This is a genomic window from Streptomyces sp. NPDC001292 (assembly GCF_042896465.1).
GTDB lineage: Bacteria > Actinomycetota > Actinomycetes > Streptomycetales > Streptomycetaceae > Streptomyces.
In genome coordinates this window covers 394156-415159 of sequence record NZ_JBIAXG010000001.1, presented here as the reverse complement: position 1 = coordinate 415159, position 21004 = coordinate 394156, and the positions used below count along the sequence as shown (strand labels likewise).

General features: G+C 73.4%; 17 protein-coding genes, 1 other RNA gene and 2 pseudogenes. 8 read left to right on the top strand and 12 right to left on the bottom strand.

From position 1 onward, the window contains the following. Window positions 1–4: 4 nt before the first annotated feature. Window positions 5–331: a nuclear transport factor 2 family protein gene (locus ACFY4A_RS01795; protein ID WP_390827427.1), complete on the bottom strand. Its 327-nt coding sequence runs from the start codon at window positions 329–331 to the stop codon at window positions 5–7. Between the two features lie 132 nt (window positions 332–463). Here ACFY4A_RS01795 and ACFY4A_RS01790 point away from each other — a divergent pair, with 132 nt between their 5' ends. Both ACFY4A_RS01790 and ACFY4A_RS01785 read left to right on the top strand, forming a co-directional pair. Next, on the top strand, window positions 464–1009 hold the full coding sequence (locus ACFY4A_RS01790) for a DoxX family protein (protein WP_390827426.1): 546 nt from the start codon (window positions 464–466) through the stop codon (window positions 1007–1009). 441 nt (window positions 1010–1450) lie between these two features. Next, on the top strand, window positions 1451–2677 hold the full coding sequence (locus ACFY4A_RS01785) for a cytochrome P450 (RefSeq protein WP_390827425.1): 1227 nt from the start codon (window positions 1451–1453) through the stop codon (window positions 2675–2677). A 305-nt stretch (window positions 2678–2982) separates the two neighbouring features. On the opposite strand, the gene ACFY4A_RS01780 is transcribed toward ACFY4A_RS01785, so the two are convergent. The 7 genes from ACFY4A_RS01780 to ACFY4A_RS01750 all read right to left on the bottom strand — a co-directional run bounded on the left by ACFY4A_RS01780 (window position 2983) and on the right by ACFY4A_RS01750 (window position 10165). After that, window positions 2983–4239, bottom strand: coding sequence for a cytochrome P450 (locus ACFY4A_RS01780; RefSeq protein WP_390827424.1), 1257 nt, complete (start codon window positions 4237–4239; stop codon window positions 2983–2985). Then, window positions 4236–4853, bottom strand: a complete 618-nt coding sequence (locus ACFY4A_RS01775) for an ATP/GTP-binding protein (RefSeq protein WP_390827423.1) — start codon at window positions 4851–4853, stop codon at window positions 4236–4238. Before ACFY4A_RS01775 ends, ACFY4A_RS01780 begins: the two co-directional genes overlap by 4 nt. Next, complete coding sequence (locus tag ACFY4A_RS01770; protein WP_390827422.1) at window positions 4834–5190, bottom strand: DUF742 domain-containing protein; 357 nt, start codon at window positions 5188–5190, stop codon at window positions 4834–4836. Before ACFY4A_RS01770 ends, ACFY4A_RS01775 begins: the two co-directional genes overlap by 20 nt. Then, window positions 5187–5606 (bottom strand): roadblock/LC7 domain-containing protein, encoded by a 420-nt coding sequence (locus tag ACFY4A_RS01765; RefSeq protein WP_390827421.1) that lies wholly within the window; start codon window positions 5604–5606, stop codon window positions 5187–5189. Before ACFY4A_RS01765 ends, ACFY4A_RS01770 begins: the two co-directional genes overlap by 4 nt. Before the next feature lie 121 nt (window positions 5607–5727). Continuing rightward, window positions 5728–7518 carry an ATP-binding protein gene (locus ACFY4A_RS01760; protein ID WP_390827420.1) on the bottom strand — a complete coding sequence of 597 codons (1791 nt, stop codon included), beginning with the start codon at window positions 7516–7518 and terminating at the stop codon, window positions 5728–5730. Window positions 7519–7995: 477 nt separating this feature from the next. Continuing rightward, an RNA gene (gene rnpB / locus ACFY4A_RS01755) (RNase P RNA component class A) lies at window positions 7996–8397 on the bottom strand. A gap of 262 nt (window positions 8398–8659) precedes the next feature. Continuing rightward, window positions 8660–10165 (bottom strand): RNB domain-containing ribonuclease, encoded by a 1506-nt coding sequence (locus tag ACFY4A_RS01750; RefSeq protein ID WP_390827419.1) that lies wholly within the window; start codon window positions 10163–10165, stop codon window positions 8660–8662. 78 nt (window positions 10166–10243) lie between these two features. Between ACFY4A_RS01750 and yaaA the strand changes: the two genes are divergently transcribed. Both yaaA and ACFY4A_RS01740 read left to right on the top strand, forming a co-directional pair. Then, the gene (yaaA, locus tag ACFY4A_RS01745) at window positions 10244–11053 is read left to right on the top strand and encodes a peroxide stress protein YaaA (protein WP_390827418.1); all 810 of its coding nucleotides are present in this window, start codon (window positions 10244–10246) and stop codon (window positions 11051–11053) included. Between the two features lie 44 nt (window positions 11054–11097). Beyond that, window positions 11098–11408 (top strand): annotated as a pseudogene (locus ACFY4A_RS01740) (keto-deoxy-phosphogluconate aldolase); the annotation flags it as partial. On the opposite strand, the gene ACFY4A_RS01735 reads toward ACFY4A_RS01740, so the two are convergent. Genes ACFY4A_RS01735 through ACFY4A_RS01725 form a run of 3 tightly spaced genes read right to left on the bottom strand, consistent with a single transcriptional unit; the run spans window position 11392 to window position 14326 of the window. After that, window positions 11392–12660: a bifunctional RNase H/acid phosphatase gene (locus tag ACFY4A_RS01735; protein ID WP_390827417.1), complete on the bottom strand. Its 1269-nt coding sequence runs from the start codon at window positions 12658–12660 to the stop codon at window positions 11392–11394. The pseudogene ACFY4A_RS01740 and the gene ACFY4A_RS01735 overlap by 17 nt on opposite strands. 24 nt (window positions 12661–12684) lie before the next feature. Further along, a complete protein-coding gene (locus ACFY4A_RS01730; protein ID WP_390827622.1) occupies window positions 12685–13428 on the bottom strand; it encodes a zinc ribbon domain-containing protein in 744 nt (247 codons plus the stop codon). A gap of 13 nt (window positions 13429–13441) precedes the next feature. Continuing rightward, complete coding sequence (locus tag ACFY4A_RS01725) at window positions 13442–14326, bottom strand: Nif3-like dinuclear metal center hexameric protein (RefSeq protein WP_390827416.1); 885 nt, start codon at window positions 14324–14326, stop codon at window positions 13442–13444. A 197-nt stretch (window positions 14327–14523) separates the two neighbouring features. Here ACFY4A_RS01725 and ACFY4A_RS01720 point away from each other — a divergent pair. Beyond that, window positions 14524–15570 (top strand): annotated as a pseudogene (locus ACFY4A_RS01720) (hypothetical protein); the annotation flags it as partial. A gap of 1547 nt (window positions 15571–17117) precedes the next feature. After that, complete coding sequence (locus ACFY4A_RS01715; RefSeq protein WP_390827415.1) at window positions 17118–17273, top strand: hypothetical protein; 156 nt, start codon at window positions 17118–17120, stop codon at window positions 17271–17273. A 76-nt stretch (window positions 17274–17349) separates the two neighbouring features. Here the strand turns inward: ACFY4A_RS01715 and ACFY4A_RS01710 are convergent, their stop codons facing one another. Further along, the gene (locus tag ACFY4A_RS01710; RefSeq protein WP_390827414.1) at window positions 17350–18207 is read right to left on the bottom strand and encodes a MaoC/PaaZ C-terminal domain-containing protein; all 858 of its coding nucleotides are present in this window, start codon (window positions 18205–18207) and stop codon (window positions 17350–17352) included. Window positions 18208–18450: 243 nt separating this feature from the next. Here ACFY4A_RS01710 and ACFY4A_RS01705 point away from each other — a divergent pair, with 243 nt between their 5' ends. After that, window positions 18451–20190, top strand: a complete 1740-nt coding sequence (locus ACFY4A_RS01705) for an MFS transporter (RefSeq protein ID WP_390827413.1) — start codon at window positions 18451–18453, stop codon at window positions 20188–20190. Window positions 20191–20302: 112 nt separating this feature from the next. Beyond that, window positions 20303–21004: a class I SAM-dependent methyltransferase gene (locus ACFY4A_RS01700; RefSeq protein ID WP_390827412.1), complete on the top strand. Its 702-nt coding sequence runs from the start codon at window positions 20303–20305 to the stop codon at window positions 21002–21004.

Here is a 21004-nt window from a genome sequence, read left to right as displayed (position 1 = left end):
TGTTCTACGCCTGGCCGGTCTCGAAGCGCGAGATCCGGCCGTCGTCGGTGATGGTGAACGCCCACCGGGTGCGCATCTCGCCCCAGGTGTCGTTGCGGTAGCGGGCGAGGAGGGCGCGGCCGCCGTCGGACTCGTTGTCGACCTCCATGTGGCCGTGCGTGGAGAAGATCTCCTGCTCGATCCACTCGGCGAGGTCGCGGTCGGTTCCGTCGTCCGCCATGGTGGCGCCGGGCGCGAGGAGTTGCATGAAGCCCTCGCGGTCGTGAGCGTTGACGGCGGTGACGAAGGCACGGACGGCCGGGTCTCTGAGTCTGGCGGTCTGAATCGTCATGTCGGCAGCGTCACACCGGTCCCCGGCCCCCGCCACCCGCAAAGGGGCCCGCCGGGTGTGGGCGGTGCGACGGTGGACACCCGGAAGGGGTCCGTTTCCGCTGGTCTTCCGCCATCTGCCTGGGGAGTCACCGTGACCTGTTACGACCGACGCGATCTGGGCCTGCTGCTGCTCCGGCTGGGTACCGGCGGCGTGCTGGCAGCGCACGGCGCGCAGAAGCTGCTGGGCTGGTTCGGCGGGGGCGGGATCGAGGGGACGGGCCAGTTCATGGAGTCCGTGGGCTACCGGCCGGGGAAGGCGAGCGCGATGGCGGCGGGGCTGGCGGAGGCCGGCGGCGGTCTGCTGCTGGCCATGGGCCTGGCGACGCCGGCGGCGGGCGCGGCGGCGGCCGGCGCGATGGCGGGGGCGGCGGCGGTGCACGCGCCCAGCGGCTTCTTCGCCCAGAGCGGCGGTTACGAGTACGCCGCCTCGCTGGGCCTGACCTCCGCGGGCCTGGCGATCACGGGCCCCGGCCGGCTCTCCGTGGACCACGCCCTCGGGCACACCGCCAACCGTGGCTGGATGGTCCCGGCGGCGTTCGCGACGGTGGCCGCGGCGACGTCCGTGGTCCTGGGCGCGCGCGTACGGCGGCTGCGCCGGGAGAAGGAGGCGGGGCAGGAGGCGCTTTCCGAGGAGTAGGGCGCGCTGGTCGTGGCAGGCTGCGCTGCATGAGCGATCAGCACCCCGGCACCGCACCGGCACCGCCCGAGGACCTCTGGTCCGCCGTCGACGACCTGTGGGCCTGGCTGGACGCGCACCGCCCCCTCGACGGGGCCTGCCCGACCTCGCGACCGACTGCGCCACACAACGAACCGGGTTTCGCGGACCGGCCGAAAGGCACATGTCCGAAAGCCGGGCGGCGTCGGGCGATTGAGCCCCGCTGTCCGCGGCCGGGCGCCGCCGTACTCGAGGGCAGGCATCGGCTGATACGACGACCTGGCCGCTTTGGCCAAAGTCAACGAGTGGTTTTCGGCCAACGGTTGCCTGGGGGGCGGCCCGCACCGCGGTGGGGGCTGTCTCGGTTGACTGGTGATCAATTACCTTGTGCCGTAAGCCAGTCACTGACCTTGAGGGAGCCCCATGTCCACCGCGCAGCAGGTGCCCGACATCCTCTCGCCCGAGTTCGCCGCGGACCCCTACCCGGCGTACCGTCTGATGCGCGACACCGCGCCCCTCATCTGGCACGAGGCCACGCAGAGTTACATCATCTCGCGTTATGAGGACGTCGAGCGCGTCTTCAAGGACAAGAACGGCGAGTTCACCACCGACAACTACGACTGGCAGATCGAGCCCGTGCACGGCAAGACGATCCTCCAGCTCAGCGGCCGGGAGCACGCCGTTCGCCGCGCCCTCGTCGCCCCCGCCTTCCGCGGCAGCGACCTCCAGGAGAAGTTCCTGCCCGTCATCGAGCGCAACTCGCGCGAACTGATCGACGCCTTCCGGCACTCCGGCTCCGCCGACCTGGTCACCGACTACGCCACCCGTTTCCCGGTCAACGTGATCGCCGACATGCTGGGCCTCGACAAGGCCGACCACGCGCGCTTCCACCGTTGGTACACGTCCGTCATCGCCTTCCTCGGCAACCTCTCGGGCGACCCCGAGGTGGCCGCGGCGGGCGAGCGGACCCGTGTCGAGTTCGCCGAGTACATGCTGCCGATCATCCGCGAGCGCCGCGACAACCTGGGTGACGACCTGCTGTCCACGCTGTGCGCCGCCGAGGTCGACGGCGTGCGGATGAGCGACGAGGACATCAAGGCGTTCTGCAGCCTGCTTCTCGCCGCCGGCGGCGAGACCACCGACAAGGCGATCGCCAGCATCTTCGCGAACCTGCTGCTCCACCCCGACCAGCTCGCCGCCGTCCGCGCCGACCGCGACCTGATCCCGCGCGCCTTCGCCGAGACCCTGCGCCACACCCCGCCCGTCCACATGATCATGCGGCAGTCCGCGACCGAGGTGAAGCTCAGCGGCGGCACCATACCCCCCGGCGTCACCGTCACCTGCCTGATAGGCGCCGCCAACCGCGACGAGAACCGCTACCGCGACCCCGACCGCTTCGACATCTTCCGCGACGACCTCACCACCACGACCGCCTTCTCCGCCGCCGCCGACCACCTCGCCTTCGCGCTCGGCCGGCACTTCTGCGTCGGCGCGCTGCTCGCCAAGGCCGAGGTCGAGATCGGCGTCAGCCAGCTTCTGGACGCCATGCCCGACATGCGCCTCGCCGACGGCTTCGACCCGGTCGAGGAGGGCGTCTTCACCCGCGGACCGCAGCGCCTGCCGGTGCGGTTCACTCCCGTGACCGCCTGACCGCCTGACCGCCTGACCGAGGTGATGGGCCCCACCCAGGGGCCCATGTGCCCGCGCTGCCTCATCTCACCACCGGACGCCCGCCCCACCGCATCACCGAGCGCCCGCCCTACGGCATCACCAGCCCCCCACGTACTCCATCACCGAGCGCCCACCGGACCCCGCCCCACGGCACCACCAGACCCCGCCCTACGGCACCACCAGCCCCCCACGTACTCCATCACCGAGCGCCCGCCCCACCGCATCACCGGACCCCGCCCCACGGCACCACCAGACCCCGCCCCACGGCACCACCAGACCCCGCCCTAATGCACCACCGGCGTGAACTGCACCGGCAGCGCCGTCAGCCCCCGCATCCAGATCGACGGACGCCAGGTCAGCTTCTCCGGCTCCACCGACAGCACCAGGTCGGGCAGCCGCTCCAGCAGCGTCTCCACCGCCGTACGCGCCATCACGTCCGCCAGCAGCGGTGCCGGATAGGGGCAGCGGTGCTCGCCGTTGCTGAACGAGAGGTGCGCGGCGTTCTCCGCACCCACGTGCGAATCGGGCCAGATCTGCGGGTCGGTGTTGGCCGCGGCCAGCCCCAGCACCAGACAGTCGCCCGCCCGGATCTGCCGCCCGCCCAGCTGGGTGTCCCGGACGGCCCACCGCCCGATGAAGTTCTGCGTCGGCGTGTCCAGCCACAGCGCCTCGTTCAGCGCCTCGCCCACACTGAGCCGGCCACCCGACACGTTCACCGCGAACCGCTCGTCCGTCAGCAGCAGCCGCAGCGTGTTGCAGATCCAGTTCGCCGTCGGCTGCTGCGCCGCGGCGATCACCGAGATCAGGTCCTGGACGATCTCCTCGTCCGTCAGCCCCGCAGGGTGCAGCAGCATGCGCGAGGTGACGTCCGGACCCGGGTTGACCCGCTTGTCCTTCACCAGCCGCCGCAGCCGCTCGCCCACTCGCCCGTAGGCCGCCACCGGGTCGTCGCCCTCCGCCGCGTCCAGCGAGATTCGCAGGTCCTCGACGAGCTGCTGGGTGTCCTCGCCCGAGGTCGGCATCCCGCACATCTGCACCACGGCCCGCATCGGCAGGGCGTGCGCGTAACCGGTCATCAGCTCCGCCTGGCCGCTGCCCGCGAAGGCGGCGATGAGCCGGTCGGCGATCAGCTGGCAGTTGCGGGCCAGTTCGAACTGGTCGACGCCCTCCAGCGCCTCGGTGATCACCCCGGCCCGCCGCCGGTGCTCGTCGCCCTCGGTGAACAGCACCGACGGCTGGTATCCGACGTACGGCATCAGCGGCCAGTCCCCCGGGATGTTCTCCCACTGGTTCCAGCGCCGGGAGTCCCGCGCGAACAGCTCGTCGTGGCTGGTCACGTACGTGACCTCGGAATAGCCGAGCACCAGCCAGGCCGGGATGTCCCCGTCGAGCAGCACCGGCGCGACCGCGCCGTGCTCCCGGCGCAGCGCGCGGTACAACTGCGACGGCGTCTGCTGGTACTCGAGGCCCGCCAGGCGCACCGCGTCGGTGTGGGCAGGGCAGCCCGGCGGAGCCGGTTGCGCGGAAGAGGGGTCGGTCACGGTGTCGCCTCCTGGGCCATGGCCAGTTCGTACAGGTGGTCCACGAGGGTGACCAGCACGTCCTTGCCGGACTGCCGGACCCGCGCGTCGCAGTCGAGCATCGGCACGTGCTCGGGCAGCGCGAGCGCCTGGCGGATCTCCTCCAGGGAGTACCGGTTGGTGTCGTCGTCGAACCGGTTGACGGCCACCACGAACGGCGTCTTGTGGTGCTCCAGCCGGTCGATCGCGTACCAGGAGTCGTCCATCCGTCGCGTGTCCACGAGCACCACGGCGCCCAGCGTTCCGGAGAACAGCCTGTCCCACAGGAACCAGAAGCGCTCCTGGCCCGGCGCGCCGAACAGGTACAGCACCATGCGCTCGCTGAGGCTGATCCGCCCGAAGTCGAACGCCACCGTCGTGGTCGTCTTCGTCGCGACCGCGCTGGTCTCGTCGACGCCGACGCCGGCCTGCGTCATCACCTCCTCGGTGTTCAGCGGCCGGATCTCGCTCACCGAGCGGACCAGGGTCGTCTTGCCGACACCGAAACCGCCCACGATGACGATCTTCAGGCCGGTCTCCGCCGCGTCGGCCAGTGGCGTGCGGTGGGAGGGCAGCTCAGAGGTTGCGGAGCCCATGGAGCACCTCCTTGAGAAGGGCGGAATCGGGGAGGGAGGCGACGGACTGCGCCGCGCGCGGGTGGCGGGCGGTGATGCGGCCCGTGTCGAGCAGGTCGCCGAGCAGAATCCGCACCACCGTGATGGGCAGTTTCAGCTCCGCGGCGATCTCGACCACGGCTGTGGGATGTTGGCACAGCTCCAGGATCCGGGCGTGCTCCGACTGCATTCCCGCCGTGGGCCGGCACTCACTGACGATGAGGGTGACCAGGTCGAAGGAGTCGTCGGCGCGGCTCCGGCCGGCCGTGACCGTGTAGAGCCGGTCGGGGTCACCGGTGTCCACGGGCTTGCGCATCACGACGCGGCACTTCCCGGAACCGGCTCTCGGGGCTCGGCGCGCAGGTGCTCGCCGATCTGCTCCACCAGCTCGGACATCTGGTGGCCCACCACGCCGGGGTCGGCGTCCTCGTCGGCGAGGACGGCCAGATGTGCCCCCTCGCCGGCCTCCACGATGAACAGCAGGCCGCCGTGGAACTCGGTCATGGACTGCCGGACGCCGCCGGTACCGTCGCCGAACTCCACGGACGCGCCTTGGGCCAGGGCCTGGATGCCGGAGCAGATCGCCGCCAGCTGGTCGGCCTGGTCGAGCGTCAGGTGTTCGGTCCAGCACAGCTTCAGGCCGTCCCGGGACAGGGCCAGGGCGTGCCGGGTGCCGGGGGTGCGCTTCAGGAGGCTCTGCAGGAGCCAGGTGAGGCTGTTGTCGGTGGTCTGCATGATGGGTGATGGGACGGTGGTGCCCGGTTGACCGGTCACCGGCCCGTTCCTCCAATCTCAGGAACTCGAGCGGGAAGTGGGCGCCGACGCCCCGGGCGCCGTACGGGAAAGGGGGCTGCGGCTACGGGGCGGCCGGCGGCTCGGACTCGGGCCGGGCATCCGGTCCGGCGGTGCCGCCCGCGGACCGGCGCCCGCGGTGGAAGGCGCCGAACCGTGAACCGGCGTCGCGTGCCGGACGCTGCTCCGGGCGGGCTCCGTCCGCCGCCTCGGACGCCGCCCCGGATGCCGCCTCGGACGCCGACCGGCGCTGCTCGCGCTCCCGTTCCGCCTGGGCCATGGTGCGGCCGGGGGCGCGGACGGGCAGGCCGTTCAGCGTGGAGCCGGTGGCACGCCGGGGCTGTGGCTGTTCGGGCAGCTCCGGCCGGGCGGCGGGCCGCTCCGGGACGTCGGGGCGCGAGGTGGCCCCGGGCTCCGGGGCCGGGGCGGGCGACACGGCGGGGGCGGGGCCCGGCGTGGGCGCGGTCCCCGCGGCGGGGCGGCCGGCCGCCTCGCGCGACACCGACTCGCGCTGCTGGGCGAGCAGTTGCGGGGGCAGCAGGACGACGACGCCGGTGCCGCCGCGGGACGAGGGACGGTAGTTGACGTTGATGCCGTACTTCACCGCGAGCCGTCCGACCACGGCGAGGCCGAGCCGGGTGCCCTGGAGCGAGGCGAGGTCGGTCATGTGGCCGGACACCGCCTCCTCGGCGCGGCGCATCGCCGCGTCGGCCATCTTCAGGCCGCTGTCCTCGATGGTGACGACCATGCCGGCGCTGCGGTCCTCGACGTAGACGTGCACCTCGTCGATGGGCGGGGAGAAGTTCGCGGCGTTGTCCATCAGCTCGGCGAGCAGATGCATGACGCCCTCGGCGGCGAAGCCGGAGATCGCGGCGGTGGTGGAGCAGTGCAGGCGCACCCGCTGGTAGGCGGCGATACGGCCGACGGCGCCGCGCAGGATGCTCTCCATCACGATCGGCTTGTTCCAGGCACGGCTGGACCGGCCGCCCATGAGCAGCGCCAGCCGGTCGGTCATCAGGCCGAGCTGGGAGGTGCTGTGGTCCAGCTTCAGCAGGTCGCCGAAGACCTCCTCGCCGTGGCGTTCCTGCATCTCCCGCAGGTCGGCGAGCATGCTGACGGACTTGGCCTGGACGCGGCTGAGCGCCTTGGCGGAGGCGGCCTGTGCCGCGGCGGCGCGCCGCTCGCTGTGGGCGAGTTCGCGGACGAACGACTCGGTCGGGGTACGGACCATGGCCGGCTGCGGCAGGTCGAGTTCGGCGAGCACCGTGTCGGCGGACTGGCCCTCGCGCAGCCGGGCGACCGCGGCGGGCAGCGTCTCCTGCGCCAGCCGCTCCAGCGCGGTGGCCGCCTCGTTCAGCTCGTGCTGGGCCTGCCGGCGCTCGCCGTCCAGGGCGGCCGCGTGCTGCACGCCTTCCTCGACGGCGGCGGCGAAGGTGTGCACGATCCGGCCCAGTTGCGGGTCGGACGGCGGCGGCACGCTGCCCAGCGCGTCGGCCGCGCTCGTGCCGTCCCGCAGCTGCTTGGCCACGGCGGGCAGCGTCACGTTGACCAGGTGCGCGGTCTCCGCCGACAGTTGCGCCGACTGCGCCTTGAGGCGGCCGGTCTCGGAGGCCTGCGCGGCGGCCGTGCGCCGGGCCCGGTGGACGAGCCGGTGGCTGACGAGGACGGCCGCGGCCACGCACACCCAGGCGACCGCCGCCACGGTCAGCGCCCAGGTGCGGGCGCCGGACGGCGCCAGGGCGACGGCCGCGCCGCCGGCCGCGGCGCTCACCACCAGCACGACCAGGGGCGCGGTCGGCGAGGTGTGCGGCGCCTTCGCCGACCGGTGCTGACTGGGCGGTGCAGGCACTGACATTCCGCGGTCCCTCGGTCCATGAGATCAGAAGAAACGGGGCAGCCGACACACGGCGGCCGCAGGCCGGAAAGGGGTGTCGCCAAGAGGACGACGATCTTCCGACCGGGTACCTGCTCATGCTAGCCACACTGCTGCGCGAGAAGATCTGACTAGCTGCACAGTCCGCCGGTGACCCAAGTTCGTCGCGAACCAACCGCCCGAAGCACCAGCTGTGATAGAGGAGTTGGCACCACCTCAGCCCGGCTGACGCACATGGCCAGCCTGCCAAACGCGCTGACGAAGCGTCAAAATCGTAAAAAAACGAACGCCTCTCTGGCGTCAACTTCGCACACCGTCAGCCACTTTCCAGCCAACCACACGCAAGAATAATCGAACACGCCCAACATCTACGGCGGTTGGGACACCCGGCGAGGGCGGCGGCGACTGAGCGGAACCCCGGTCAGCGGCAAGACGGCGCGCCCCGGGCGAGGTGAGCGGCAGACGAGTCGGGCTGTACGCCGGGTTCTGTTCCCCGGGTTCCTCGCGGAGCCCGGGGCGACGGCCATCCATCTAGAGCCGGCGTTGCCGCCGGCCTCGTGCGGTCCACCCGCGGACTCGGGCGGGCAGCCCTCGAACGTCCGCGCAGAGCCGCCTTGCGGCGACTCCTTTTGACCTTGCTCCGGGTGGGGTTTACCGAGCTGCCCAGGTCACCCTGGGCACTGGTGGTCTCTTACACCACCGTTTCACCCTTACCGAGGACCGAGATCCCCGGCGGTCTGCTTTCTGTGGCACTGTCCCGCGGGTCACCCCGGGTGGCCGTTAGCCACCACCCTGCCCTGTGGAGCCCGGACGTTCCTCGGGAAGCCCCTGAGGACTTCACGCGGCCGCCCGCCCGGCTCGTCTGCCGTACGCACCATGGTACCGGTCGCGCCGACCGGCCCTGCTTCCGGCCGGGTGCCGGCAAAGCCCCGTCAGGCCCTGGTCAGGCCCAGGCCGGCCGCCGGACCGTGCGCTTGGCCTTCGACGCGCACGACGCACGAGCGGACCGAGGGCGAGCTGGACGTGCCCGTCGGCTCGCAGACCTCCGTCACCCTCGAACCGACCGCGCCGGTCGAGCACGTCACCCTCTTCGGCAGGCGCAGGTGGGTGCGGCTCGTGCGGTTTAACGCCGAGGACGCCGGTGTGCTCGCGCGGGTGTGAAGCGCACCCTCGCGGGTGGTGGGGCGGACGGGTCGGCCCGGGTGAGCCGGAGTCGGAGGCGTTCGCCCAGCGGCAACGGTGCGGCGCCGCCCTCGACGCGGGCGACGACGGCCGGGGACTCCACCTGGACGGTGCCGGCGGTGGGACCGTGTTCGTCGACGTCGATCACACAGCCCTCGAAGAGCTCGCCGACGCGGTCCTTCAGCAGCGCGGCCTCCACCACGTCCAGGCACTCCCGCTCCACTGCGGCCGCGCGCCGGGCGCCCTCGGCCATCCGTTCCGGCAGCGCGTCCAGCGCGGTGAGCACCCACTCGGGCACGTCCTGGCCGGCCGCGGCGGCCAGGCAGATCTCGGTGGCGTACCGGTCGGCGAGGCGGCTCAGGGGGGCCGTGCAGTGCGCGTAGGGCGCGGCGACGGCGGCGTGCGCGGTGATCGCCGGGAGCCCGCCGTCCCGGAAGATGGTGTAGCCGGCGCCGCTCAGCAGGGTCGCGCACTCCCACAGGAAGGCCGCGTGCCGCGGCCGGTGCGCGTCGAGGGTGCCGAGGAGGGCGGCGTACGACACGTGGTGCGGCCAGTCGACGCCCAGGGCGTGCGCGCTGCGCCGCAGCCGGCCGACCGCGCCGTCGGGGACAGCCGGCAGGGTGCGCAGCACGCCGGTGCCGTGGGCCAGCATCAGTTCGGCGGCGGCCATGCCGGTGAGCAGTGAGAGCTGGGCGTTCCAGCGGTCGACCGGGAGCGGGGCGTGGTACGCCGGCTCGTACGCGCGGCCCCCGGGCATGTCCGCCGGGTGCTCCACGACCTCCTGCTCGGGCACCACGAGCGAGGTGCCGCCGCGCTCGGCCTCCAGCCGCTCCCGCAGCCGCCCCACGTTGTGAAGCAGCGCGACCGGTTCGTCGGCGGTTCCGCCGTCGATCTCCTTCTGCACACCGGCCCGGTCCAGCTGTGCCCGGCTGCGGACCAGAGCACGGCGGACGTCGACGGCCCGCGTGCGGCCCTCCGCGTCCAGGTCGAGCGTCCACAGCACGGCGGGCCGGGTCTGCCCGGGCAGCAGGCTCGCGGCGCCCTGGCCCAGGACGGCCGGGTGCAGCGGGACTCTGCCGTCGGGGAAATACAGGGTGACCGCCCGCCGGTGCGTCTCGGCGTCCACGGCGCCCGCCGGTACGACGAAGGCGGCCACGTCGGCGACCGCGCAGCGGACGCGGTAGCCGCTGCCCCGGCGGGACAGGTGTGTCGCCCGGTCGAGGCCGGCCCCGTCGAGGTCGTTGGAGCCCGGCGGATCAAGGGTGAAGAACGGGATGTCGGTGGCGTCGTGCAGGGGGAGGGCGGGGTCCCGCGCGGCCCGTTCCGCCTCGGCGAGCACCGCGGGCGGGAAGCCACCGGGCACGTCGAGCGTGGTGCGCAGTGCGGCGAGGGCGGCCCTCAGGAGTCCTTCGGGGGCGCCGGTCACGCGGAGCGGGCGGCGGGGCATACAGCGAGCGTAGGGCGGGGGCGCACGGGTGGCACGCCGTACGCTGTCGCGGAGCGCTACCCCGAAGGAGTTACCCCCGTGCTTGTGCTGCTCCCCCCGTCCGAAGGCAAGGCCGCCGCCGGCCGCGGCGCCCCGCTGAGGCCCGAGTCGCTGTCACTGCCGGGGCTGGCCGCCGCCCGCGAGACGGTGCTGACGGAACTGGTCGAGTTGTGCGCGGGAGACCCCGACGAGAACGAGAAGGCCCGCGAGGTGCTCGGGCTGAGCGAGGGCCTGCGCGGCGAGGTCGCCAAGAACGCCGGGCTGCGCACGGCGGGGACGCGTCCCGCCGGGGAGATCTACACCGGTGTTCTCTACGACGCCCTGGACCTGGCCTCCCTCGACCCGGCGGCCAAGCGGCGCGCCGCGCGCTCGCTGCTGGTCTTCTCGGGGCTGTGGGGCGCGGTACGGGTGACCGACCGGATCCCCTCCTACCGCTGCTCGATGGGTGTGAAGCTGCCCGGGCTGGGCGCGCTGGCCGCGTACTGGCGTACGCCGATGGCCTCGGTGCTGCCCGAGGCGGCCGGTGACGGGCTGGTGCTGGACCTGCGGTCGTCGGCGTACGCGGCGGCGTGGAAGCCGAAGGGGGAGGCCGCGGGCCGGACGGCGACGGTGCGGGTGCTGCACTCCCAGATCGTGGACGGGGTGGAGAAGCGGTCCGTGGTCAGCCACTTCAACAAGGCCACGAAGGGGCGGATCGTGCGCTCCCTGCTGACCGAGGGGGCCGCTCCGAAGGACCCGGCGGGGCTGGTGGAGGCGCTGCGGGACCTCGGGTACGTCGTGGAGGCGGAGCCGCCGCGGAAGGCGGGGCGGCCGTGGGCACTGGACGTGGTGGTGACGGAGATCCACTGACGCGGGGATCCACCCGGGGCCGTACCGCTGGAGCACGGGTGCTGCTGGTGGCCGGCGGGCTGCCCGCGATCGAGGTGACGCCGCGGACGTCGGCCGCGCTCGACGCGCTTCCGGCGATCGCCGATGCGGTGGTGGGCGCGGGGTGGTCATCACGCAGGCGCAGGTGGCGCGGAGCGTGGTGGCGGGGCGCCTCCTGGTGAGCCCCGGCTGGACCGACGTGCTGCTGGAGGCGATGCCGGCATCCGAAGTGCCGTCCCTGCCCTGGGTGTCCACGGCGTCGGGGGTGGCCGCCCGGAACTGGGCCGGGGTCGAACGGCCGGCCCGCGCGGCGGTGGCGGTCAGCGCAGGTGGGACGTGTCGTTGAACAGGCGGACGCTGGCGTTGCCGTCCGCGTAGTACGCCACCGCCGACAGGGACGCCGCCGACAGCTCCATGCGGAACAGGGACTCCGGCGGCGCGCCGAGGGCCAGCTGGACGAACGTCTTGATCGGGGTGACGTGCGTGACGAGCAGCACCGTGCGGCCCGCGTGAGCGGCGACCAGCTTGTCCCGGGTGGCGGCGATCCGGATCGCGGTGGCCGCGAAGCTCTCGCCGCCGCCGGTGGGTTCGGCGTCCGGGGTGGCCAGCCAGGCGTTCAGGTCGTCCGGGTAGCGCTCGCGCACCTCGCCGAACGTGAGCCCCTCCCAGGCGCCGAAGTCGGTCTCGCGCAGCCCTTCCTCCACGGTCACGTCGAGGCCGAGGCGGGCGGCGACGACAGCGGCGGTCTCGCGGGTGCGGGCGAGCGGCGACGACACGACGGCCTGGATGGTGCCGCGCCGGGCGAGCGCCGCCGCGACCTTCTCGGCCTGCTCGCGGCCCACGCCGGACAGCGACGGATCGGTGCCACCACAGCCCGAGAAACGCTTCTGCGGCGTCAGCGGCGTCTCCCCGTGCCGCAGCAGAACGAAGGTGGCGGGAGCACCGAGATCGGCGGGCGCCCAGCCGGGCGCGGCCACGGCCTCATCAGGCCCCGCACCGGAAGCCGGCCGGCCACCACCGGCGGCGGCACGCGCCGCCCGGACGTCGGCTCCCGCGCCGGTGTCGGCGGAAACGGAACCACCGGAGGCCGACGAGGTGCGGGTGTCCGTGCCGCTGTCGGGGATCGGCTCGGTGATCGGGCTGCCCGGCGTGTCCGAGAACGGGCCGGACCACTGTTCGCCGCGGGCACCCGCGTCCATCGCCTCGTTGGCCAGGCGGTCGGCGTGCTTGTTGCGCTCGCGGGGGATCCACTCGTAGGTGACCCGGTCGGGCGGGAACACCCGGCCCGCCGCCGTCGCGAGCGGCTTGAGGTCGGGGTGCTTGATCTTCCAGCGGCCCGACATCTGCTCGATGACGAGCTTGGAGTCCATACGGACGTGCACGGCCGCCGCGGGATCCAGGGCGTGCGCGGCGCGCAGGCCGGCCAGCAGGCCCCGGTACTCGGCCACGTTGTTCGTGGCCACACCGAGGTACTCCGCGTGCTCCGCCAGGGGCTCCCCCGTCGCCGCGTCGAGCACCACCGCCCCGTAGCCCGCGGGCCCCGGATTGCCCCGCGACCCGCCGTCGGCCTCGACGATGAACTCCCGCACGCCGCTCGCTCCTCGCAGACCCGACTACAGACCGGACTCGGCGGTGCGCACCAGGATGCGGCGGCAGTTCTCGCAGCGTACGACCGTGTCGGGGGCGGCCGCGCGGATCTCGCCCAGCTCGGTGATGGCGAGTTCCTGCCGGCAGCCCTGGCAGGTGCGCTGGTACAGCTTGGCCGCGCCGATGCCGCCCTGCTGCTCGCGCAGCTTGTCGTAGAGCTTCAGCAGGTCCGCGGGTACGGCGCCGGCGATCACCTCGCGCTCCTTCGTCACCGACGCCACCTCGCCGTCGATCCCCTCGAAGGCCGCGTCCCGGCGCGCGGTCGCGTCGTCGGCCTTGGCCTGGACGGAGGCGACGCGCCCGGTCAGCTCGGTGACCCGCTCCTGCGCGGACTCGCGGCGTTCCATGACCTCCAGGACGACGTCCTCCAGGTCGCCCTGCCGCTTGGCGAGGGACGCGATCTCGTGCTGGAGGTTCGACAGATCCTTGGGCGAGGTGATCGCGCCGGAGTCGAGGCGCTGCTGGTCACGGGCGGCACGCTTGCGTACCTGGTCCACGTCCTGCTCGGCCTTGGTCTGCTCGCGGGCGCAGTCGCTCTCCTCGGTCTGCGCGGCCACCAGCAGGTCGCGCAGCTGCGTGAGGTCCCGGTTCAGCGACTCGATCTCGGCGTGCTCGGGCAGCGACTTCCGCTTGTGGGCCAGTTGCTGGAGGCGGACGTCGAGGTCCTGGACGTCGAGGAGTCGGATCTGGTCGGCGGGCGCGGCGTTCAGTTGGGGGCTCCCGTTAGCTAGTAGAGGAAGTAGAGGAAGGGGCGCGCGAAGCGCTCATCGGAAGGGTGGCGGCGGACGACGCCGCGTGGGCGGTCCAGGGGTCGGTGACCGTCTTGGAGACGTGGACACGCAGGCCCCATCCGTGCCGGTCGGAGATCTCGTCGAGCTGGGCGGCGGCCAGCTCGCACCAGGGCCACTCGGTGGCCCAGTGCGCCGCGTCGAGCAGTGCGAGGGGGCTTTGGCCGCGGGCCTCGGAGGCCGGGTGGTGGCGCAGGTCCGCGGTGAGGAAGGCGTCGACGCCTGCGGCCCGTACGTCGTCGAAGAGGCTGTCGCCGGAGCCGCCGCTGACGGCGACCGTGCGCACGACCGCCTCCGGGTCGCCGGCCACGCGGACGCCCTGCGCGGTGGCGGGCAGCCGCTCGGCGGCGCGGGCCGCGAGGTCGCGCAGGGTCAGCGGGTGGTCCAGCTCGCAGACCCGGCCCAGGCCCCGGCGGCCCTCCGGGTCGGTGGCGTCCGGCACCAGGGGGCGTACGACCCTGAGGTCCAGCGCCCCGGCCAGCGCGTCGGAGACGCCCGGGTCGGCGGAGTCCGCGTTGGTGTGCGCCACGTGCAGGGCGATGTCGTTCTTGATCAGGGTGTGCACCACGCGGCCCTTGAAGGTGGAGGCCGCCACGGTCGTCGTACCGCGCAGGTAGAGCGGGTGGTGGGTGACCAGCAGGTCCGCGCCCAGCTTCACCGCCTCGTCGACGATCTCCTGGACCGGGTCGACGGCGAACAGGACCCGGCCGACCTCCTGCTCGGGGTCGCCCACGACGGTGCCGACCGCGTCCCAGGACTCGGCCCGCTCGGCGGGCCACAGGTTCTCCAGCGCGGCGATGACTTCAGACAGACGGGGCACGGGTGCAAGGCTACCTGGGTGTTCGCCGCGGCTGAACCGGTGCCGTCGCCCCCGCTCGGACCGGGGCAGTCCAGCACATCGGTCTCCGTTTCTTCAGGCGAATCGTTTTTCGGCCACCCGTATGTGTGAAGCAGCCGCCCGCCGGTCCGCCCTGTGTGCGTGGGAAAACTACCGTCCTGGCAGGAGGTGACCGAACGATGACAGCCTGCATTGTCGAGACTTCGGCGGCCGGCGAGGACGACGAGGACGACGACGGTACCCCGCGGGCGGGCTGCACGATCACGGTGGACGGTGCCTACGCCGCCCGGCTCGCAGGCGGCGGAGACTCCTTGTACCCGGAGCGCTGGACGCTGGACGGCCCCGAGCCGTACGCGGTGCCGCTGCCCGGCAACCAGCCCGAGGAGCCCGGCACGGAGGTGCTGCCGATGGGCGACGGCCGGGTGCTGATCCGGCGGTTGGTGGACGGCCGGCACACCTTCTCGCTGCTGTACCCGACCGGCCCGGGGACCGGCGAGCTGCCGCTCGGCGCCATCGAGTGCCCGGAGGGCGCGGGGCTGCGGCTGCTGCCCCCGGCGCCCGGCGGCGAGCGGGCCTACGCGCTCGCCGTGGGCCGGCGGTCCTCGGCGGTGTGGCTGGTGGTGGGCGGCACCTTCGGGCCCGAGCACCTGGCCGAGGTGCCGGGCCGCTGCTCGGGCGGGGTCTGGCTGGACCGCGCCGGGCGGATGCTGGCCCTGGACCGCGAGACGGGCGGGCGCACCAAGGCGGTCGTGGTGGACCTGGAGGGCGGCGGCGAGACGTCGCCGCTGCTCCAGATCGCGGCCGGCAGCGACGACCGGCTGCTGCTCGCCGACCCCGACAGCGGACTGCTGCTGATCCGCTCGGACGCCCCCTCGCCGGGGCGCCAACGGCTGGGCTGGGGCGTGCTGGGCAGCACGCAGCCGGTGCGCTTCCCGGAGTGCCTGCGGCTGGCGGACTGCGTGGTGACGCCGTTCGCGATCCAGCCGGGGCAGGTGCTCACCCCGGAGCAGTGCGGGGTGGCGCTGCGCTGCGACGGCGCGTTCGGCAGCTGGGTGGCCGTGTGGCGGCCCGCCGAGCGGCAGGTACGGCATCTTCCGGCGCCCGAGGGGTGGCTGTCCGGGTCCGGCTTGTGGACCGACGACGGTGTACTTCATCTGCCCTACGCCACGAGTGCGGTGCCGTGCGCAGTGGCGCGGTGGGCGGCTCCGACGAGGCAGTCGGCACCGGGACCGGGACTGAGGGGGGCACGCATCCCGCTGCCCGCCCCGTCTGAAGCGCCGGACCGGGCCACGGCACCCGGACCACGGCCCGCAACCGAATCCGGACCGCCCTCCAGATCCGGACCGCCCGCTGAGTCCCGATCACAAGCCGAACCCAGGCCCTGCGCCACACGGGGAACGGGACCGCACACCGGCCCCGAACAGGAACGCCACGCCACACCCGGGGCCGGACCCGAATCCGCACCCGCGGCCGGGCCCCACGCCGCTCTCCATGCCGGGCCCCACACCGGACCCGAATCCGGTCCCGAACCCGGGCCCTACACCGCGCCCGCGGCCAGGCCCCACACCGGACCCCAAGCCGGACCCGCGGCCAGGCCCCACACCGGACCCCAAGCCGCACCCGAACCCGGGCCCTACACCGCGCCCGAGGCCGGGCCTCACACCGCACTCCATGCCGGGCCCCACACCGGACCCCAAGCCAGACCCGAATCCGGACCCGAACCCGGGCCCTACACCGCGCCCGCGGCCGGGCCCCACACCGCACTCCATGCCGGGCCCCACACCGGACCCCAAGCCAGACCCGAATCCGGACCCGAACCCGGGCCCTACACCGCGCCCGCGGCCAGGCCCCACACCGGACCCCAAGCCGCACCCGCGGCCAGGCCCCACACCGGACCCGAACCCGGGCCCTACACCGCGCCCGCGGCCAGGCCCCACACCGGGCCCCAAGCCGGTCCCGAACCCGGGCCCTACACCGCGCCCGAGGCCGGGCCCCACACCGCACTCCATGCCGGGCCCCACACCGGACCCGAAGCCAGACCCGAATCCGGCCCCCAGGCCGCACCCGCGGTCGGGCCCTACACCGCGCCCGAGGCCGGGCCCCACGCCGCACTCCATGCCGGGCCCCACACCGGACCCGAAGCCGGACCCGAAGCCGGACCCGAAGCCGGACCCGAAGCCGGACCCGAACCCGGGCCCTACACCGCGCCCGCGGCCAGGCCCCACACCGGACCCCAAGCCGGACCCGAAGCCAGACCCGAACCCGGTCCCCACACCGCGCCCGAGGTCGGGCCCCACACAGCCGCACCCGCGGCCGGGCCCCACATCGGAGCCGAAAGAGGACCCCACGTTCCAAGCGAAGCCACGCCGCACCAGCACCTCACACCCGTAACCAGAACCCACGCCACCCTCGGAACCGGCCTCCTCATCGGACCTGGAACCGGAGCCCACCCCGCACCCGAAGCCCCACCGCAGGCCACACCCGAAACCGGACAGCCCCATCCCGCGCCGGAAGCCGCCCCGCACGCCGCCTCCGGCCAGGAAGACGGATCCGTAGCCGGACCCGGCCCCGCCCCCGCACCGGAACCCGGCCCTCCGACCCCCCTCGTTCCCCGTCCCACCCCTCGCCCCGTTCCGCTCCAACAGGCACCCCTGGGGCGTCTTGTAACGAAGTAGTGCCGGTTGGCGTGGCCGCCTGGATTCGACCCGAGGTGTGCCGGTTAAACTCGCCCGGCTGTACGAAAGATCATTGTTGACGGGGTGAATTTCTTCCGATGAGCGACGCCAGCACGACCCAGCCGTCCGCCGCCGACGTCGAAGAGTCCGCGGGTCACGGCAAGCACCGGGGTCCGGTTTCGGTCGGCGACGGTGAGGCCGCACCCAGCGGCCGCCACCGCAGGCCCGCGGAGCAGAACGAGTCGGCGGCCTGACGGCACGTCGAACGCCACGGCCCCGCCCATCCGCCGATGGGCGGGGCCGTTTCGTGAACGCTCGACCGTCCCCCGCTCAGGCGTGGTCGACGATCGTGTCGGTCAGCACCGGTGCGTCCTCCCGCTCGACGGCGCTCACCGTCACCCGGACCCTGCCGTCCTGCCGCCACATGCGGATGCGCAGGGTTTCGCCCGGGTACACCACCCCGGCGAAGCGCGTGGCGTAGGACCTTACGCGGGTCACGTCCCCGCCGAGCAGTGTGTCGACGACGGCCTTGAGGGTCATGCCGTAGGTGCACAGCCCGTGCAGGATGGGCCGGTCGAAGCCGGCGCGCTCGGCGAACTCCGGGTCGGCGTGCAGCGGGTTGTAGTCGCCGCTCAGACGGTAGAGCAGGGCCTGGTCCTCGCGGACCGTCCGCTCGACAATGCGGTCCGGCTCACCGGCCGGCGCGGCGGGCCGGGCGGAGGGACCGCGGTCGCCGCCCCAGCCGCCCTCGCCCCGGACGAAGATCGCCGCGTCACCGGTCCACAGCGGCCCGTCGCCGTCGGCGACCTCGGTGCGCATGACCAGGACGGCCGCCGTGCCCTTGTCGTACACGGCGGCGATGCGGCTGGTGGCGGTGGCGGTGCCCGCCACGGGCAGGGGGCGGTGCACCGTCAGCGACTGGCCGCCGTGCAGGACGCGGGCGAGGTCGACGTCGACGCCGGGCATGGACAGGCCGCTGATCACGCCGGGCGAGCCGCCGCCGGCCACGGTGGCGAAGCTCGGCAGGACATGCAGCCGCGTCTCCAGGGTGTAGCGCAGTTCGCCGGGGTCGGTGGCGGGCAGGCCCGCGCCGATGCCGAGGTGGTAGAGCAGGACGTCCCTGGGGGTCCAGGAGATCTCACCGGTACGGGGTTCGGCCGCGAGGGCCTTGGCTGCGTCGATGGGCATGGGGCTCCAGAATCTAGCCCAGCGCTCTTCGGCTGTGAAGAGCCCTGACACCGCGTCAGTTTCCCGCCGCGGACCCCGACCCGCCAGGCGGCCTGACAGGCGTTCGGATCCTCACGGAACGGTCAAGAATTCGTTAGTAAGCCAAAGCATCGGAATAGTTGCCTCGGCCTACGGGGTTGCCCCAGCGCCCGTTCCGCACGGATGACCGCTCGCTCCACCCTCAAGGCCCGGAGGCCCCACTCGATGACGCTCACGACGAACGGACGGCCCGAACGGAGAGCGAGCGGGACCGTCGTCCCGGTGCTCGCCTTCGCGGGGATCGTCGTCGCGGTGATGCAGACCCTGCTCGTCCCGGTCATCAAGGACCTGCCACAACTGCTGGACACCTCGCCCAGCGACGCCACCTGGGTCCTGACCTCCACCCTCCTGTCCGGCGCCGTGGCCACGCCGATCATGGGCCGCCTCGGCGACCTGTACGGCAAGCGCCGCATGCTGATCGCGAGCCTCGCCGTAATGGTGGTCGGCGCGCTGGTCAGCGCGTTCACCTCCGCCCTGCTGCCCATGATCACGGGCCGCACGCTCCAGGGCTTCGCGATGGGCGCGATCCCGCTCGGCATCGGCCTGATGCGGGACATGCTGCCGCGCGAGCGGCTCGGCTCCGCCATGGCGCTGATGAGTTCCTCGATCGGCGTCGGCGGCGGTCTCGCCCTGCCCGCCGCGGCCATGGTCGCCCAGCACACCGACTGGCACACCCTCTTCTACGGCGCCGCCGGACTCGGCGTCCTCTCCATCGGCCTCACCCTCCTCGTCGTACCGGAGTCCCCGACGCGCGCCGAGGGCTCCTTCGACCTGCCGGGCGCGCTGGGCCTGTCCGGCGGCCTGGTCCTGCTCCTGCTGCCCGTCACCAAGGGCAGCGACTGGGGCTGGTCGTCGCCCACCACGCTCGGCCTGTTCGCCGCGGCCGTCGCCGTCCTGCTGCTGTGGGGCCTGATGGAGCTGCGCGTCGCGGCCCCGCTGGTCGACCTGCGCACCACCGCCCGCCGCGAGGTGCTGCTGACCAACCTCGCCTCGATCATGGTCGGCGTCAGCTTCTACGTCGTCTCCCTCGTCCTGCCCCAGCTGCTCCAGTTGCCCACCGCCACCGGCTACGGGCTCGGGCAGTCGATGGTCGTCGCCGGTCTGTGCGTGGCCCCGCTGGGCCTGACCATGATGTTCACCGCGCCGGTCTACGCCCGTCTGTCCGCCCGCCACGGCCCGAAGGTCACCCTGATCATCGGCCTGCTGGTCATCGCGGTCGGCTACGCCGCCGGCCTCGGCCTGATGAACGCGGCCTGGCAGACCGTCGTCGTCTCGGTGGTTCTGGGCGCCGGCATCGGACTGGCGTACTCGTCGCTGCCCGCGCTGATCGTCGGCGCGGTCCCGGCCTCCGAGACGGGCGCGGCCAACGGCCTCAACACCCTGATGCGGTCCATCGGCACCTCGGTGTCCAGCGCCGTGATCGGCATGGTGCTCGCCAACACCGCGCACCACGCCGGCGGCCTCGCGATCCCGACCATGCACGGCTTCCGTGTCTCCTTCCTGATCGCCACGGCCGCCGTCGTCGTGGGCCTGACACTGGCCCTGTGCCTGCCCCGGCCGAACCTCTCGAACGGCCCGCAGCTGCGCGCGAGCAGCGAGGAGGACGCCAACCTGGCGCGGGCCGAGGCGGTCCTGCGCGGCTTCCGCGGCCGGGTCCTGGACGCCGGCGGCGCCCCGGTCGCCCGCGCCAAGGTCACGCTGATCGACCGCCGCGGCCGCCAGGCGGGCGCCACGCTCTCCGCCGAGGACGGCAGTTACGCCCTCGCGGTCCCGGCCCGGGGCCCGTACGTCCTGGCCGCCCGCGCCGCCGGGCACGGCCCGCACGCCAGCGCGGCGACCCACACCGGCGAGGACCACCCGGTCGACCTGGACCTGTCCCTGCCGGGCGAGTCGGTCACCGCCTGAAACAGACGTACGCCTGAGACGTACGCCACCGCACCCCCTGTCGCCCGCGCGGCAGGGGGTGCGGCAGCATGGCGCCGGAACGGATGCACGACCGACCGGAAGGACCGACCCCATGCCCGCGGCACCTTCCCCCGAGCTCTCGGCTGCGCTCGAGCAGGGGGGACCCCCACCCGCGATCCTCGCCGCGTTCGAGGCCGCGAAGGGGTTCATGCCCACCGACGAGGGGCTCGCGCTGTACGCGGCGGCCGTGACGGCCGGACGGCTGGGGCTGCCGCTGCTGGAGGTCGGCACGTACTGCGGGCGCTCGACGATCCTGCTCGCCGACGCCGCCCGGCGGGCCCAGGTCACCGCGCTCACCGTGGACCACCACCGCGGCAGCGAGGAGCAGCAGCCCGGCTGGGAGTACCACGACCCGGAGACGGTCGACCCCGAGATCGGGCTGATGGACACGCTCCCCACGTTCCGCAGGACCCTGCACCGGGCGGGTCTCGAGGACCACGTGGTGGCGCTCGTCGGCCGCTCGCCGCAGATCGCCGCCCTGTGGAACACCCCGCTCGGCCTTCTCTTCGTGGACGGCGGCCACACCGACGAGCACGCCGGCGCCGACTACGAGGGGTGGGCGCCGCACCTCGCCGAGGGTGGGCTGCTGGTCATCCACGACGTGTTCCCGGACCCGGTGGACGAGTTCACCGGGCAGGCCCCGTACCGCGTCTACCTCCGGGCCCTGGAGTCGGGCGGGTTCACCGAGGTGTCGGCGACCGGATCGCTGCGCGTCCTGCGGCGAACGGAAGCAGGCGCCCGCGCCCGCCGTTAG